This is a genomic window from Alteromonas aquimaris, assembly GCF_026183695.1.
GTDB lineage: Bacteria > Pseudomonadota > Gammaproteobacteria > Enterobacterales > Alteromonadaceae > Alteromonas > Alteromonas aquimaris.
Genome location: NZ_JAPFRD010000002.1, coordinates 170,324 through 186,599 on the forward strand (window position 1 = coordinate 170,324; position 16,276 = coordinate 186,599).

Annotated in this window: 17 protein-coding genes; 8 read left to right on the forward strand and 9 right to left on the reverse strand. The window is 45.5% G+C overall.

All coding sequences use genetic code 11. The features are described from left to right. Window positions 1-39 precede the first annotated feature (39 nt). The 5 genes from ftsZ (at window position 40) to mutT (ending at window position 6,566) form a co-directional block, all read left to right on the forward strand. The gene (gene ftsZ / locus OPS25_RS00955) at window positions 40-1,203 is read left to right on the forward strand and encodes a cell division protein FtsZ (RefSeq protein WP_265615772.1); all 1,164 of its coding nucleotides are present in this window, start codon (window positions 40-42) and stop codon (window positions 1,201-1,203) included. A 153-nt stretch (window positions 1,204-1,356) separates the two neighbouring features. Then, window positions 1,357-2,268, forward strand: a complete 912-nt coding sequence (lpxC, locus tag OPS25_RS00960; protein ID WP_265615773.1) for a UDP-3-O-acyl-N-acetylglucosamine deacetylase — start codon at window positions 1,357-1,359, stop codon at window positions 2,266-2,268. Window positions 2,269-2,441: 173 nt separating this feature from the next. After that, window positions 2,442-3,317 carry a M23 family metallopeptidase gene (locus OPS25_RS00965; RefSeq protein ID WP_265615774.1) on the forward strand — a complete coding sequence of 292 codons (876 nt, stop codon included), beginning with the start codon at window positions 2,442-2,444 and terminating at the stop codon, window positions 3,315-3,317. Between the two features lie 151 nt (window positions 3,318-3,468). Beyond that, entirely contained in the window at window positions 3,469-6,177 is a 2,709-nt protein-coding gene (gene secA, locus OPS25_RS00970; RefSeq protein ID WP_265615775.1) for a preprotein translocase subunit SecA, read from the forward strand. Next, entirely contained in the window at window positions 6,177-6,566 is a 390-nt protein-coding gene (gene mutT, locus OPS25_RS00975) for an 8-oxo-dGTP diphosphatase MutT (RefSeq protein WP_265615776.1), read from the forward strand. The genes secA and mutT overlap by 1 nt, the downstream gene beginning before the upstream one ends. Here mutT and OPS25_RS00980 read toward each other — a convergent pair. The 9 genes from OPS25_RS00980 to OPS25_RS01020 all read right to left on the reverse strand — a co-directional run bounded on the left by OPS25_RS00980 (window position 6,558) and on the right by OPS25_RS01020 (window position 13,793). Beyond that, a complete protein-coding gene (locus OPS25_RS00980; RefSeq protein WP_265615777.1) occupies window positions 6,558-7,424 on the reverse strand; it encodes an aspartoacylase in 867 nt (288 codons plus the stop codon). The two genes, mutT and OPS25_RS00980, sit on opposite strands and share 9 nt — an antisense overlap. A gap of 9 nt (window positions 7,425-7,433) precedes the next feature. Next, window positions 7,434-7,664: a DNA gyrase inhibitor YacG gene (gene yacG / locus OPS25_RS00985; protein ID WP_265615778.1), complete on the reverse strand. Its 231-nt coding sequence runs from the start codon at window positions 7,662-7,664 to the stop codon at window positions 7,434-7,436. Between the two features lie 35 nt (window positions 7,665-7,699). Continuing rightward, window positions 7,700-8,452, reverse strand: coding sequence for a cell division protein ZapD (gene zapD, locus OPS25_RS00990; protein ID WP_265615779.1), 753 nt, complete (start codon window positions 8,450-8,452; stop codon window positions 7,700-7,702). Window positions 8,453-8,865: 413 nt separating this feature from the next. After that, window positions 8,866-9,483 (reverse strand): dephospho-CoA kinase, encoded by a 618-nt coding sequence (coaE, locus tag OPS25_RS00995; RefSeq protein ID WP_265615780.1) that lies wholly within the window; start codon window positions 9,481-9,483, stop codon window positions 8,866-8,868. 2 nt (window positions 9,484-9,485) lie between these two features. After that, entirely contained in the window at window positions 9,486-10,361 is an 876-nt protein-coding gene (locus OPS25_RS01000; protein ID WP_265615781.1) for a prepilin peptidase, read from the reverse strand. Between the two features lie 84 nt (window positions 10,362-10,445). Next, complete coding sequence (locus OPS25_RS01005; RefSeq protein WP_265615782.1) at window positions 10,446-11,657, reverse strand: type II secretion system F family protein; 1,212 nt, start codon at window positions 11,655-11,657, stop codon at window positions 10,446-10,448. An 88-nt stretch (window positions 11,658-11,745) separates the two neighbouring features. Beyond that, on the reverse strand, window positions 11,746-12,174 hold the full coding sequence (locus OPS25_RS01010) for a pilin (RefSeq protein ID WP_265615783.1): 429 nt from the start codon (window positions 12,172-12,174) through the stop codon (window positions 11,746-11,748). 242 nt (window positions 12,175-12,416) lie between these two features. Continuing rightward, window positions 12,417-13,274, reverse strand: coding sequence for a carboxylating nicotinate-nucleotide diphosphorylase (nadC, locus tag OPS25_RS01015; RefSeq protein ID WP_265615784.1), 858 nt, complete (start codon window positions 13,272-13,274; stop codon window positions 12,417-12,419). 18 nt (window positions 13,275-13,292) lie between these two features. Further along, window positions 13,293-13,793 (reverse strand): retropepsin-like aspartic protease family protein, encoded by a 501-nt coding sequence (locus OPS25_RS01020; protein ID WP_265615785.1) that lies wholly within the window; start codon window positions 13,791-13,793, stop codon window positions 13,293-13,295. Between the two features lie 107 nt (window positions 13,794-13,900). Here OPS25_RS01020 and ampD point away from each other — a divergent pair, with 107 nt between their 5' ends. The 3 genes from ampD (at window position 13,901) to OPS25_RS01035 (ending at window position 16,259) form a co-directional block, all read left to right on the forward strand. Then, complete coding sequence (gene ampD, locus OPS25_RS01025; RefSeq protein WP_265615786.1) at window positions 13,901-14,446, forward strand: 1,6-anhydro-N-acetylmuramyl-L-alanine amidase AmpD; 546 nt, start codon at window positions 13,901-13,903, stop codon at window positions 14,444-14,446. Between the two features lies 1 nt (window position 14,447). Further along, a complete protein-coding gene (gene ampE / locus OPS25_RS01030; RefSeq protein ID WP_265615787.1) occupies window positions 14,448-15,287 on the forward strand; it encodes a regulatory signaling modulator protein AmpE in 840 nt (279 codons plus the stop codon). 225 nt (window positions 15,288-15,512) lie between these two features. Beyond that, window positions 15,513-16,259 (forward strand): GntR family transcriptional regulator, encoded by a 747-nt coding sequence (locus OPS25_RS01035; RefSeq protein ID WP_265615788.1) that lies wholly within the window; start codon window positions 15,513-15,515, stop codon window positions 16,257-16,259. Window positions 16,260-16,276 lie beyond the last annotated feature (17 nt).

Below are 16,276 nucleotides of genomic sequence, written 5' to 3' on the forward strand. Positions count from 1 at the left end.
GACTTGGTGTGGTAAGACGTACAAAACCGGAGAGTAAGTATGTTTGAATTAATGGATAGTCACGGCGAAGAAGCCGTAATCAAAGTCATCGGCGTTGGCGGTGGCGGCGGTAATGCAATTGAGCACATGGTGTCTCAAAGCATTGAAGGCGTCGAATTTATAGCAGTCAACACCGATGCACAGGTGCTACGCAGCTCTAGTGCTGATGTAACCCTGCAAATCGGGTCTAACGTAACCAAAGGCTTAGGTGCCGGCGCCGATCCAAACATTGGTCGCGATGCTGCACAAGAAGACCGCGAAACCATTCGTCAATCGCTAGATGGTGCGGATATGGTGTTCATTACCGCAGGTATGGGAGGCGGTACAGGTACAGGTGCCGCGCCAGAAGTTGCCAGAATTGCGCGTGAAATGGGTATTTTGACGGTAGCAGTGGTCACTAAACCTTTTCCTTTTGAAGGGAAAAAGCGAACGGCATTTGCAGACCAAGGTATTGTTGAGTTATCCAAGCACGTGGACTCACTTATTACCATTCCTAATGAAAAACTACTCAAAGTGATGGGACCGGGGACGCCGTTACTTCAAGCCTTCAGTGCTGCCAACGATGTATTACGTGGTGCGGTACAAGGGATTGCCGAATTGATCACCCGTCCGGGTCTTATCAATGTCGACTTCGCCGATGTGAAGACAGTTATGTCTGAGATGGGCACGGCGATGATGGGCAGCGGCGTGGCATCGGGTCCTGATCGTGCTGAAGAAGCAGCAGAATCGGCGATTGCCTGTCCGTTACTTGAAGATATCGATTTGTCGGGCGCACGCGGAATTCTGGTCAATATTACCTGTGGACCTGACTTTGCAATTGATGAATTCGAAACCGTTGGTAACGCTGTGAAAGCCTTCGCTTCCGAAAATGCCACTGTTGTCGTGGGTACAGTTATCGATATGGAACTGGCCGATGAGATCCGTGTAACCGTGGTGGCTACGGGTATCGGAGCAGAACGAAAGCCTGATATCTCGCTGGTGAGTTCTGAAGGTACTCGGCTGACGAATTCAGCTCGCGAGTTTGGTGTCAGTTCAGTGCATGAGTCACGAAGCGTGGGTGGTACTGAGGGTAATCAGGCGTTAAAAGTTGAAGATGAAGCGCAACCTGGCAACGATCTTGAATACTTAGATATACCAGCGTTTTTACGCAAACAAGCTGATTAATATTTCACAAACTGAGGAATTTTTACACGGTTTTGCTGTCAAAAGTTGATGGTTTACCATTATTTAGCCAAGAATTGTAAGTTTTTGACAAGTGGGTAATCACTCACTATAATTCGCGGCCGCTTTTGGAACAGGTAAAAAGCTACAAACACGATGATTAAGCAACGTACAATTAAACATTCAGTTCAAGAAACTGGAATTGGTCTACATAAAGGGGAGAAGGTCACCATGACTCTCCGGCCTGCGCCTGCCAACACAGGAATTGTGTTCAGACGTATTGACCTGCACCCTCATGTAGATATTCCTGCACGCGCTAATGCAGTTGGGAATACCATGTTATGTACGTGTGTGAATAACGAGGATGGTGTTAGCATTCACACCGTAGAACACTTGGCATCTGCATTAGCAGGGTTAGGTATTGACAATATTATTGTTGAGGTTGATAGCAACGAGCTGCCCATTATGGATGGCAGCGCCAGTCCGTTTGTATTTTTACTACAAACTGCCGGTATTGAAGAATTGAATGCGGCAAAGCGTTTTATTCGGATCAAGAAGCCGGTAAGAGTAACTGAAGGGGACAAGTGGGCAGAACTGCGCCCACACGATGGTTTCCGTGTAGATTTTCGTATTGAGTTTGATCACCCTGTGATCAGCCAGACGCGTCAACATATGGTTATGGATTTCGATTCATGCTCGTATGTGAATGAAGTCAGTCGAGCCAGAACCTTCGGGTTTATGCGCGATTTAGAGTATATGAACGCGAATAATCTGGCCCTGGGTGGAAGCATGGAAAACGCGGTGGCCCTGGATGAATTTCGTATATTGAACCCTGAAGGGTTACGTTACGAAGATGAATTCCTGAAGCATAAAATACTGGATGCAGTAGGCGACCTTTACCTGGGTGGCCATAGCATTATTGGCGAGCTAAAAGCGTTTAAGAGTGGCCATGGTTTAAATAACAAACTATTGAATGCGGTTTTAGACGACAAAGATAGTTGGGAATACATCACCTATGAAAATCAGGATGAAGTTCCAATCCGCTATGCCTCGCCCGTACTGGCATAATTAAAAATTCATTTTGGAAAGCCGCCGTTCAGGCGGCTTTTTTTGTTTAAAAAATTAGCGACCTGCTAAATTTTTTAGGTGTTCACGGAAGGGAAAGTAAAAAAAGGGTGTGGATATTTGTTCCCAATGCCATTCAAAGGTAAACTAATGCTCGATTTTTTACAGGGTAGACCATGAAATTAACATTAACGATTCGCGGCGAAAATAAGCAGTTCGAGCATTCAATGAGTGTCCGGCGTTTATTCAGTATCGTGGTCATAGTGTCAATGTTTGTTCTGGTATCCAGCCGTTCTACCCAATCTGTCAACGAAAACCTTGCCAGGGTGAATGTATCCAAACAAATTGTGGCGCAGACGCAACAACAACTGAATGCATTAAGCGATCGTTCATCCTCGCAGATAGCGGTATTAAATCGGGATATTGCGCAGGCAAATGTTCAGATTAAAACCATTGAAAGTCGACTTAATATTATTGCCCAAGCGGTTGGTATTAAGCACAGCGATCTGGCGGTTATCAAAGAAGAGGTGAAGCCACCTTTACACGCCAACCCTTTACAATCAGAAATCGCTCAGCTTCAGCAAAGTTTAGCAACTCATGAGACGCAACTTTCTATGCTTGAAAGTTTGCTTAGGGGACACCATATCGACAATCAGACTCAGTTATCAGGACGGCCCATTAAGCGCGGATGGTTATCCTCTTATTACGGTCTGCGGGAAGATCCTTTTTCGGGGGAAGCAGCTGAGCATACGGGACTGGACTTCGCTGGCAGTATTGGTGATGACGTTATCGCTACCGGCGCGGGCATCGTCAGTTGGGCGGGGGATCGTTACGGGTATGGGCAAATGGTCGAAATCGATCATATTGATGGGCTTAAAACACGTTACGCTCACAATCAAGCCGTTTATGTCGCCGTCGGGGACGTGGTGACAAAAGGGCAGGTTATTGCACAAATGGGCAGCACGGGTAGGTCTACGGGAGCGCATGTACACTATGAGGTGTTAAAAAGCGGACATCACGTAAACCCGTTACCTTTTGTGGATAACCACTAAAGAAAAAAGAACAAGTAATAACTAAAAGTAATAGCAATAAGTATCAATACATAGCGGATAGTCGGTGAGAAATTACTTCCGATACCGCCTTAAGTTTAATCGCTCTATGATAATGATTTATCGTTGAGTACAGGTAGTGGGATCTCAAAACATGTTTGCAAGTGTCATTAAGAAAATTTTCGGTAGCAAAAATGACCGACTATTAAAAAAACTACAAAAATCTGTCGACGCCATTAATGCACTGGAAGCCGATTACGAAGCGCTTACCGATGATGAACTTAAGGCAAAAACGGCAGAGTTCAAAACGCGACTCGAGAAAGGTGAATCGTTAGATGATTTACTGGTAGAAGCATTCGCCACTGTGCGTGAAGCCAGTAAACGTGTTTTTGGTATGCGCCACTTTGATGTCCAGTTATTAGGTGGCCAGGTTCTGCATCAGGGTAAAATTGCAGAAATGCGAACAGGGGAAGGTAAAACCCTTACCGCCACGTTACCTACCTATCTTAATGCTTTGTCAGGTAAAGGTGTGCATGTTGTCACGGTGAACGACTATCTGGCCAAACGTGATGCCGATTGGAGCAGACCATTATTTGCTTATCTAGGCATGACAGTAGGTTGTAACATTCCCGGTATGGCGTCGGAAACTAAGCGCGAAGCCTATAAAGCGGATATTACCTATGGTACGAACAACGAGTTTGGTTTCGATTATTTACGTGACAACATGGCGTTTAGCCCACAGGATCGTGTGCAGCGCGAACTCAACTACGCAGTGGTAGATGAAGTAGACTCAATCTTGATTGACGAAGCGCGAACTCCTCTTATTATATCTGGTGCTGCCGAAGATAGCTCAGAGCTTTATCGCCGCATTAACCTGGTTATTCCAAAGTTAATTCAGCAAGAAAAAGAGGATGAAGAGGATAATCCAGGCGATGGGGATTTCACTGTCGATGAAAAGGCCCGTCAGATTCACCTGACTGAAAACGGTCAGCTTCGTGTTGAAGAGATCCTCAAAGAAGAGGGTATCCTGCCACAGGAAGAATCGTTATTCGATGCAGGAAATATTTCGTTACTGCACCATATCAATGCGGCCTTACGCGCACATAAGTTATTTAGGAAAGATGTCGATTACATAGTTAAAGATGACAACATCGTCATTGTTGACGAACACACCGGTCGGACGATGGAAGGACGTCGCTGGTCAGAAGGACTGCACCAGGCAGTAGAAGCTAAAGAAGGTGTGCGGATTCAAAATGAAAACCAAACCCTGGCTTCAATTACTTTTCAGAATTACTTCCGCTTATTTAACAAACTGTCGGGTATGACAGGTACTGCTGATACAGAAGCATTCGAATTTCAACACATCTATAGTTTGGAAACGGTGGTGATACCCACCAACAAACCGATGATCCGTGATGATAAGGCGGACTTGATTTATCTGACCGCAGAAGAAAAATACGAAGCGATTGTTGAAGATATTAAAAAGTGTGTGGAGCGTGGACAACCTACCCTGGTGGGGACTATTTCCATTGAGAACTCAGAGTTACTTTCACGGGTGCTGAAAAAAGCCAAAATCCCTCACAAGGTACTTAATGCCAAGTTCCACGCACAAGAAGCTGATATTGTAGAGCAGGCTGGTAAACCCGGTGCGGTCACGATTGCCACCAATATGGCTGGTCGGGGTACCGATATCGTGTTAGGGGGTAACTGGCAGGCCGAAGTTGAAAAGCTGGAAAACCCTACTGAAGAACAAATCCAAAAAATTAAAGAGGCTTGGAAAGAACGCCACGATAAAGTAATTGAAGCCGGTGGTTTACATATCATTGGTACTGAGCGTCATGAATCCCGTCGTATTGACAACCAGCTACGGGGGCGTTCAGGCCGACAGGGTGACCCAGGCTCAAGCCGTTTCTACCTGTCACTGGACGATTCCTTGATGCGTATTTTCGCCTCTGAGAAGATGGCAGGCATGATGAAGCGCTTGGGCATGGAACGTGGCGAAGCCATCGAGCACCCATGGGTGACTCGCGCCATCGAAAATGCGCAACGTAAAGTTGAGGGGCGTAACTTCGACATTCGTAAGCAATTACTTGAATATGATGATGTTGCCAATGATCAACGTAAAGTTATTTACGAGCAGCGAAACGAACTGCTGGACGAGGGTGATATCAGTGAAACCATTAAGGCTATCCGTGAAGACGTGGTCAATAGTGTCATTGACGAATATATTCCTCCACAGTCGCTGGAAGAAATGTGGGATGTACCAGCGCTGGAAGAGCGTTTAAAAGCTGATTTTGCAGTGGATCTTCCAGTACAAAAATGGCTGGACGACGATGATAAATTATACGAAGAAAAGGTGCGTGAACGGATTTTGACCCACATCGAGGAAGCGTATAAAGAAAAAGAAAATGCCGTGGGCGAAGGGGTGCTACGCCAGTTTGAAAAAGCGGTAATGCTGCAAAATCTGGATAGTCACTGGAAAGAGCACTTGGCTGCGATGGATCACCTCCGTCAGGGAATTCATCTGCGCGGCTATGCGCAGAAAAATCCTAAGCAGGAATACAAGCGTGAGTCATTCGAGCTCTTTTCACAAATGCTCGAAGCGCTGAAAGTGGAAGTGATTACCATTTTGAGCCGAGTACAGGTTAAAGCAGAATCTGATGTTGAGAAGGTAGAAGAACAACGTCGTCAGGCAAACAATACCCCTAAAAACTTCAAACATGAAGCGTCGACAGATACGCCCAATTCAGAAAGCGGTCGGGTGCAAACGGCTGTGCGAGAAGGCCCCAAAGTCGGCAGGAACGATCCTTGTCCTTGTGGCTCTGGCAAAAAGTACAAGCAGTGTCACGGCAAACTGAGTTAATGAATACCGTACAGGTAGCTGTAGGGGTAATCCGCCGGGCAGATGACGTATTCATCTGTCTGCGCTCTGAACATCAGCATCAGGGCGGTAAGTGGGAGTTTCCAGGGGGGAAAATCGACCACGGGGAAAGTGTTGTCGAGGCACTAAAGCGCGAACTGCAAGAAGAAATCGGGATCTCGGTAATTCGTTGTCGGCCGTTAATTGAGATTACTCATGATTATGGTGATAAGCGAGTCGCGTTACTTGTACGTGAGGTGCTGGATTTCAACGGTGAGCCGCACGGGGTCGAAGGGCAACAACATAAATGGTGTCCGATAGACTCCCTTAATCCGGCAGATTTTCCTACCGCCAATGTGGCTATACTTGACGCTCTGACAACGTCAAAGTAAACACGAATCAGCTGTAGCAAAGGCTACATGCTGTTTGCTATAAGCCGCTTCATTAATAAAGTGTGGGTAAACTTCAGTGTTACCTTCCCACACCTTTTCTGTGCCATCAAAGCATTTAAATATTGGTTGCCCGGGAAGCAAAGGCACAAAATCTTTGTCTTGTAGCTGATGATGGATCATCGCTATTCGCTGCCCGTCACTATCGAGCGGGAAGTGAATGTTTTCAATAAACCGATACGCCTGACAAGGTGCTAGCTCGCTGAGCTCATTAGAATTATAGCTTTCACAAAACGCCACCAGTGTGCCTGCGAGTAAGGTAGTGAGTTGATAAACATCTTCTCTGAGGACACTTTGAGGTTGCCCGCCTACTTCAATCATGACACCGTATTTACCTAAGGTGCATAGGTAGGGATGCTCTTCATACGGAATTTCGTCCTCTACCAGTATATTTGCCTCGGGTAAAACTTGTTTCACAAATCGCGCCATACTGACGTAAAAAGGTGCACTGGAGGGCAAGATGAGGGTGGCCCCCATATGGCTGGTGGTATTGTGAATGTCTACGACCAGATCATACTGCGACTCGCCTTTAGGACCGATTCTGGCATTAATATCAATGGCCAGCTGGCTTTCCAGCGTAAGCTCCGGGTTGGCTAGTTTGGGCAAAGAAAATTGTCGATTCAAATCTTCGTCTACAAAGCGAACATTGCGAACAATCGCCTCTTCATTGGCGAGCATGGTGGATAATTCAAACGTAGAATATTTGTAAGGGCAGCCATTACGTTGCCAATTCCTAATCAGCTGGATGCCGCTTGTCTCATTGCCGTGGGTGCCTGCTACAAACATCACATTTTTAATCATAATCTGGCTCTAGTGGGTGAAAAAAGAATCGTTTTGCTTGGCAAGCATCGCCTCAATTTCTTCTACATCCATAGCATTTTGGGGAGCGGTTTCAGAGGCGGGTTTGCCTGCAATGGCATTTGCTTCGCTCGCCCAATCTCCTAAATCAATCATTTGGCAGCGCTTAGAACAAAAAGGCCGGTATTCGTTTTTTTCTTCCCAGCTAACATCGTGCTGGCAGGTGGGACATTTTACTTTCATTCGATAACCATTGGTTGACTCAGTAAGCGTAAAGTCTAACAGGCGGCAAGTGAAAATGTCACTTCAGATTCTACTGAAGAAGACTGTCTCTCTTGGGGCTCAAACCACATAAAGCGAATTGCGTAGCGATATTTATTTCCACTGAGGGTAGGGTAATAGCCAGCATTAACATCACATTTTACGCGGATCAGTTCATTCTTATCTTCTGCTACACCTTGATAAAATCCATGCTCAGCAATAACCTGAGAAAAAAGACCCCGTTCACGCAAAAATGAAAGACTGATCGCGATGGACTCTTCTATCAGTTTTAGAGAATTCATCCACTGGCCAATCGCATGGTGGCGGGACTCCGCTGGCTGGGCTAACCAGAAATGTAAGTTCGGTAAATCAAAGCTGCATGCACCCCCGGGGATAACGAAGCGTTGCCTGATAGAATTTAAAAATTTGTCATCTTTAAGTTCGTTACCAAACTTTTTACTGGCTTTGAGTTTCTCTTTTAATCGTAAAATCGATTGAAGAGCCTGTTCTAAAGCCGCACTATCGATATTAGGGTGTTGCGACCAATACACCAGGTTGCGTTCGTGGACGTCCATGTCCTTAAGCACATCGGTGCGCAAGTCCAAGCGTTCCACTAAATCCAATAGGATAAAAAGTCGATCGAAAAAATACATCTGCAGTGTCCCGTTTTCGCCTTTCGCACCGGTTTTTAGTTGCCGCAGCAACTGCTCAATGCGAAGGTAGTTTCGCACCTTTTCTTTTAGTGGAAATTCAAAAACAGAATCAGTCATGGCGTCCCTCATTGCAATATCGGCTGCGCACTACACCGTAAAATTACGCATAATTCAAGCACTATACCAATTTGGAATAATGTTCGCTTAGAATATATAGAAATTCTACTAATGAAGATACATTGGTAAAAATGTAGTGAAATAACTAAGCTTTTCAAACGAACGTAACGCAAGCCAAGAGGATTTCATCACTTTCAGTTTGCGGCACTTGCGAATTTGCCGGCCAGTTAATGTTGATTTATTTGATCTTACTGACCTTCACCAAATTGTTTTTCACATTGAAAACCCACGCGCAAAGTGAGTTCGCTGTAACGCAGGTGAGTATTATACAAGATAGGGGAGGGAAGTGATCAGATTATGCTTTACGGTACAGGTAAAGCGGCTCATCCTTTACTTTGAGATGCTAGATGCCTTTATCTCTTTGTCGCAGAAAATGACAGATATTGGCTGTGTAAAGACTTTACCAGAAACGGTATTCGGTTTAGGGGGCCATCGTTTAGTATAATGTCGTCTGCGGCTTTTATTCGCTCTTTTCGTGATATCTGGGCTCTCATTATGTTTTCAATGAGTTTGCTATCACTGCCATCCCGTCGACTGGCACGCTCTATCTGCAATGTCTCAGGGCAATCAACCACCAATACCCGATCTACCATAGTGGTAAGATTATTTTCGATTAAAAGAGGGACCGCGAGCACACAATAGGGGCTTGTAGTGTGTTGTATGGCCGTCATCATTTGTTCGCGAACCGCAGGGTGGATAAGCCCATTTAACCAACGTTTCTCGGCGTCATCATTAAATACTCGCTGTCTGAGTAAGGCACGATTCAACGACCCGTCTGAATGTAAAACTTCGCTACCAAAATGTGCGGCAATTTCGTTTAAAACCGGAGTGCCGGTTTTGACGACGTCGCGCGCTACCACGTCCGCATCAATAACATCGATGCCCAGTTTTTCAAACTCCTGACTAACCACCGACTTGCCACTACCTATTCCGCCAGTTAATCCCACCACATATTTGTTTGCTTGAGGCATCTTCACAGCAATACCCAGTTTAAATATGCCGACGCTATGTCAGTTTTAAACATAAGGGTTAACCACCCCGCAATGGCAAGATAAGGGCCGAAAGGAATCGCCAGTGAACTACCTTTCTTTTGGGTCACCATCATTATAATTCCGAAAATAGCGCCCACTAAGGAAGAAAACAAAATTATAATAGGAAGCCCCATCAACCCGGTAAAGGCACCCAACGCAGCAAGTAGTTTAAAATCGCCGTAACCCATTCCTTCTTTACCCGTTGCCAGCTTGAATAGCCAGTAAACGGTCCATAAGCTTAAGTACCCCGCTGCCGCTCCCGCAATAGCCTGTCCAGGTGAGACAAATACGTCTTGAGTACTCAGTACCAAGCCAAACCATAATAGCGGTAACGTTAATTGATCCGGCAACAGCATTTTATCCAGATCAATAAAAATGAGGGCAATCAATACATAGGTAAGAAGAACAGCGCTCAGCGCCTGCGACGATGGCCCGAAATACCAGGCGGCAAAAGTGGCGGCGCAGCCGGTCAACAGTTCTACCAGTGGATAGCGAATCGAAATAGGAGTATGACACTTAGCGCACCTGCCTTTTAACAACAGGTAACTCAGTAAAGGGATATTTTCCCATGCGCGAATTTTATGCTGGCATTGAGGGCAGGTACTATCAGGCTTAACCAAATTAAACGTAGCTTGTTTTTCTACGCTGACCTCTGGTTCAAAATAATGTTGGTACTCAGCTTTCCAGCTTCGCTCCATCATTATTGGCAGGCGATAAATGACGACATTTAAAAAACTGCCAACCATAAGACTGACAACAAAAACCAGCCCCAGAAAAAAGGGGGGGCTGGAAAGGCTTAACTGAATCAGGGCGTCCATAAGGTTTATACTTTATTTTTTATGTAAGGGTGCCAGAAAGTAAAGGGGGCAACAATGCGAATTTTGCATTGCTGCGAAACCAGGTTAAACCACATTACCCATTTGAAAGATTGGTAAATACATGGCGATAATCAGGCCACCGATGACCACACCCAGAACGGCCATTATTAGCGGTTCCAGTAAGCTGGTCAGGCCGTCGACCATATCGTCGACTTCAGCTTCATAAATGGTGGCGATTTTACTTAACATTTCATCCACCGCACCGGATTCTTCACCGATAGCAATCATTTGCGTAACCATATCTGGAAATACCGCCGTGGCACGCATCGCCGTATTCATCTGCATACCGCCAGCCACTTCTTTTTTAATAAACAAGATAGCATCGCGATATACCGCGTTGCCAGATGCACCTGCCGCTGAGTCTAACGCGCCGATCAAGGGCACACCGGCAGCGAAGGTGGTAGAAAGAGTGCGGGTAAACCGAGCGATACTGGCTTTTTTCAATATTTCGCCGATTACCGGTATCTTCAGCATTTTCTTATCCACACTATCACGGAGTTTTAGCGACTTCTTATATTGCTTCATAAAGAGATAGCCGCATATACCCATTCCCATCGCAATGAAAAGTCCATAGGTTTGCACAAACGCAGATAAACCTAATACCATTTGCGTAAAGGCGGGTAGCTCTGCGCCAAAGCTACTGAAAATTTCCTCAAATTGTGGCACAACAAAAATTAGCAAGATGGTGGTCACGATGAAGGCGACAACAAGAACCGCGATTGGATAAAACAGCGCCTTCTTGATTTTCGATTTTAGGGCTTCAGCTTTTTCCTTATATACCGCGATACGATCGTAAATGGTTTCCAACGCACCAGATTGTTCGCCGGTGGCGACCAGGTCACAATACAAGTCATCAAAATGTTGGGGGTGCTTACGTAAAGCTGAGGATAATGGCGTACCGGCTTTAACTTCTTCCGTAATTTCAACCAGCATTTTGCGCATAGAGGGTTTTGCATGCCCTTGTGCAATCATTTCCAATGACTGAATCAAGGTTACCCCTGCTCCCAACATCGTGGCGATCTGACGAGACATAACGGAGATATCGGCAGGTTCAATTTTCTTACCACCACCACCGAAAAGAGGCTTTGCGTATTTCTTAACCTTCGTAGTGGAGATACCCTGACGGCGAAGCAGGTTTTTAGCTTCCATAATAGAGGTGGCTGAAATTTCACCTTTGCGGTTGTTTCCCGCCCGGTCTTTTCCTTGCCAGACAAAAATTGATGCTGCTTTTGCCATGTGGAGTACCTGAGAATATTGAAAGGGGTTGCAGACAATAAAGCCCAGTGAGGACTGGGCTTTAATTATTCTTATTATTACTTAATAATTAACAAGCAGTAGTCGGGTCACACACTTTATCCCAAGTGATACCGCTGGCAGCTACAGTCGGAGTTAACACAATTGTTGCGCCACCAGTTTTTGCTGCATTTTGAAGTTTAGAATCAGGTGAAGCAGTAGCAGTAATAACACCATCAGTAACGGATACGCCAGGAACTTTTCCTGCAGCGGTTACTGCGGCAGGGATACCGTTTGAGCCACTGTCACACGACGTGATATCGCCTGTGGTCTGAGAACATACTTCAACCGCTAACTTAGCCGCTGCCGTGGCGTTAGTCACTTCGGTAAACTTCGCCTTCTCGGTATAGTTTTGGTAAGCTGGCAAAGCAATCGCTGCAAGAATACCGATAATCGCAACAACGATCATTAATTCGATTAAGGTAAAGCCTTTTTGGTTGTTAGCTTGTACTTGTTTCATGGTCTTTCTCCGGGACGTTTTAACGTGCTGTGTTAGCAATTTAAGTTTCGTTTCTACCTATACCTGAGGCGTTTGTATTTTGGTTACGACCCCGGTACTTGGCTTTCAGTATAGAAGGCAATTAGCTGCTGACAAGTATAGTCAGTTATACGTAAGTGTTAGCTTTGACTAGTTTGCGTGCGCAATACCAGTTCAAATCCTCACGCTCACCTCTCACCATTATTCTGAAAAAATTAAATTATTCAATGTTTTATGTCAAGCCTTAACGAGAGATCAATGGCCTGAACATGTTTGGTCAAGGCGCCAGAAGATACGTAGTTGACACCCAATTTGGCGAGCGAAAACAGCCTTTCGTCGGTAATATTACCTGATACTTCCAGTTTACATCGGGCCTGATTTATGTCGACTGCCCGTTGGATCTGTTCGTTAGAAAAATTATCCAACATGATAATATCTGCTTTAGCTTCAATCGCTTGGCTTAATTCATCAAAGTTTTCTACTTCTACTTCCACCGGTTTTTCGGGGTGCATCTCTTTGGCTTTGGCAATGGCTTTAGGTATAGAGCCGCAAGCAGCAATGTGATTTTCTTTTATTAAAAAAGCGTCAAACAAGCCAATTCTATGATTCTTGCCGCCGCCACATAAAACTGCATATTTTTGCGCTAGCCGCATACCAGGCAGGGTTTTGCGGGTATCTAATATCTGGGTGTCAGTGTGGGCCAATAGCTGGGCATATTTCGCGGTGATGGTTGCCGTGCCACTTAATGTTTGCAGAAAGTTAAGCGCCGTGCGTTCGGCAGTAAGGATAGCGCGAGCATTACCGGTAACACTGAATAAGGTAGAATTTGCACTGGCTTTGTCCCCATCCTTTACAAACCAGGTAATCTGCAAATTACTATCGACTTGTGAAAAGGTTTCATTCACCCAGTCCAGGCCACATACCGTACACTCTTCTCGCGTAATAACTTTTGCGTTTGCCTGAGTGCGTGCGTCAATCAGGCATGCAGTAATATCGTTGTTGATATCAATGCTGCCACCTAAGTCTTCCTCAAGTGCGAGTGTCACTTGCTTGCTGATAGCGTGTTGTGAGGGGCGATTCATTGCGATATTCCAATTATATTAAAAGGTACGCAATATTAACCATTCTCCGCGCTGAGTAAACTCCAGTTGCCGTAAAACACTCATACCGAGTAAAATTTCATCGCCCGACATGCCCGGATTCAAATTCGCTCTTACATTATTTAGTCGGATATCACCAATGGTAAGCGTGTCAATTTCCGTTAAAGCAATCCGTACTGTTCCATTGGCTGTATTAGCCAGCCCAACGCGACCCGGTGTGAGTGATAGTTTGTTTTGCAGGTGAGCAGGAATGGCCACATCGGTGGCACCGGTATCAACAATGAAGGTGACAGTTTGGCCATTAATGGTGCCGTTTGTGACGTAGTGGCCAAAGCGGTTTTGCTTCAGCTTTACTTCGATTTGACCACCGGTACGGTAGGAACTTGGCTGTTGATTAGGGTTGTAGCGTTTTTCCAGTACATTATTAAAGACGGCAGCGAGTAAGCCTAAACCACAGACCCACGCCATAATGTACATCCATTTTCCGCCCGATTCAGCCATAAGCCTCTTTTCACCTCAATTACATCATTTTCTTTATAGCATTTTCGCTTGTAGATTGCAGTGGTGGCTGTCAGACTTTACCCATTGTTAGTAAAGGAACCCCCGCTGTGCCATACGACTACTATAAGTCAGCTACACAAAAACATTCGCCCTATTATGATGAAAGGCCCAAAGATATCGATATATCGCTGTTGGTTATTCATAATATCTCGTTACCGCCTGGTCAATTTGGCGGCGAACATATAGAAGCATTGTTCACTGGTACATTAAATCCTGACGCCCATCCTTTTTTTAAAGATATTGCTCATCTAAAAGTGTCTGCCCATTGTGTAATCCGGCGAAGTGGGGATGTTGAACAATATGTGCCTTTCTCAAAACGCGCATGGCATGCCGGAATATCTTCTTTTCAAGGCGTCAGTCGTTGTAATGACTACGCCATTGGCATTGAAATGGAGGGGACGGATACTACTCCTTTCACTTCAGAACAATATACCAGTCTGGCAGCACTGACTAACGACATAATCCGTCATTATCCTGCTATCACTTTAGGGCGAATTGTAGGCCACAGTGATATTGCATGTGGACGAAAAACGGATCCAGGAGAGGCGTTTAACTGGGGCCAGTTCAGACAGTCTGTGAGCCAAGGCAAATAATATGACCCTGATAATTATTTTAATTGCACTAGTACTGGACCGCACGATAAGTAGAAACGCGCACCTTTATTCTATTTGCTACACCAGTGGATACGCTAAATGGTTAACAGAAAAACGCATGTTTTCTGCCTCCACCAAAGTAATAGCACTTGCGCTTGCCATCATTTTACCTGTCCTGATGACCCACCTGCTAACGTCTTCGTTGTCAGGAGTACTTCTATTTTTACTTGAATGTGTAATTCTTTTTGTAGGGGTGCGACATGCCACCTTACCCCATCACTATCACGCTTATCGCGCGGCCCTCACCCGAAACGATGCAGAAGCATGCTATTTGTACGCGGGGAAAATATTGCCGGCCACCCCGGCGAACAATTCTGAAGCCATTAACCGCGCTATGGGCAGAGAGCTGGCGTATCTCAATTATCAATATTATGCAGCGGTTATCATATGGTATGCAGCGTTTGGTGCGACGGGAGTTGTGTTATACGTACTACTCAGAGACTGGAAGAAGCTTGCTAAGAAAAATAACAAGTTACCCGTAAAGCAATTAGAGACGTGCGCAGAATGGCTCGATTATGTCCCTGCGAGAATTGCCTCGGCAATTTATCTTTTTATCGGCGATTTTACCCGCGCGCTTCCCACGTGGCTGAAGTATCTAACCAATGTTTCAGTTTCAGCCAGGCATGTTATTACGCATATTGCTACTAAAGCCACGGCTGACAACGAAGTGATGGAGGGGGCAATTTCCAATCCAGCAAGTTATGTTGATTTGTCCAAACGGACAGTCAAAACCTTGGTGGTTATCGTCGCCTTTTTAACCATACTAGGCCTAGTTGAATAATAGATATTGGATGTCAGACCAGTGCTTGTTTTGCAGTAAGTGCATGAAATGTCTGTTTTATTTTCATTGGTATAAGTAAGCCCCCCTATTTAAAAGTGGAGTGCTAGTTTACCAATTTAATTTTCTCACCTACACTACGCGGGTAAAATGGTATTACCAATTGACCTGCGGCGCTTCGATTTGTTTACAAAATGAGCACGCAAAAATCGTACTGGACGAGACAGGATGCATCAAGGGCGTAAAAAACTGGCTGACGTGATCACCGAGCAATTGGAGTCTATGATTTTAGATGGCTCGTTGCTGGCGGGACAAAAGCTACCCCCTGAGCGGGAGTTAGCTGCGCAGTTTGAGGTGTCGCGTCCGTCATTGCGTGAAGCAATTGGTAATCTCCAGGCGCGCGGATTAATCGAACGCAAGCAGGGTGGTGGCACCTATGTAAGCCGCGACATAAACGCTGCGGTGATGGATCCGCTAATGGCATTAATAAGCCGCAGGCCAGAAACCCAGTTTGATTTGCTTGAGTTTCGTCATGCCCTGGAAGGAATGTCAGCTTATTATGCGGCATTACGTGGGCAACCCGAAGATTATAGCGCTTTGGAAGAGGCGTTAGCGAAACTTCCAAGCGAAGGTTCAAGCCAATCTTTACGCGATTTGGCAGAAGGCTTAGGGCAATTTTATCTCACGATGGCTAAAGCCTCGCATAACATGGTGCTTTTGCATGTGATGCGGACCATGCAGAGCATGTTGGTGGATAACATTGAACGTAATTTGACGATATTGTCAAAGCATGTGGACGTGAATGACAATTTAGCTGCGCAACGCAAAACCATCGTTGCAGCAATTGCCAAACGTGACCCCGAGGCCGCCAGACAGGCATGTAATGATCATCTGGCGTACATCGAACACACATTGCTAAGTATAAATCAGCGAGACAGTCGGGTGCAGCGTGCGTTGCGTCGGCTGGAGTCGTAACAAATAAGCTATTCAAC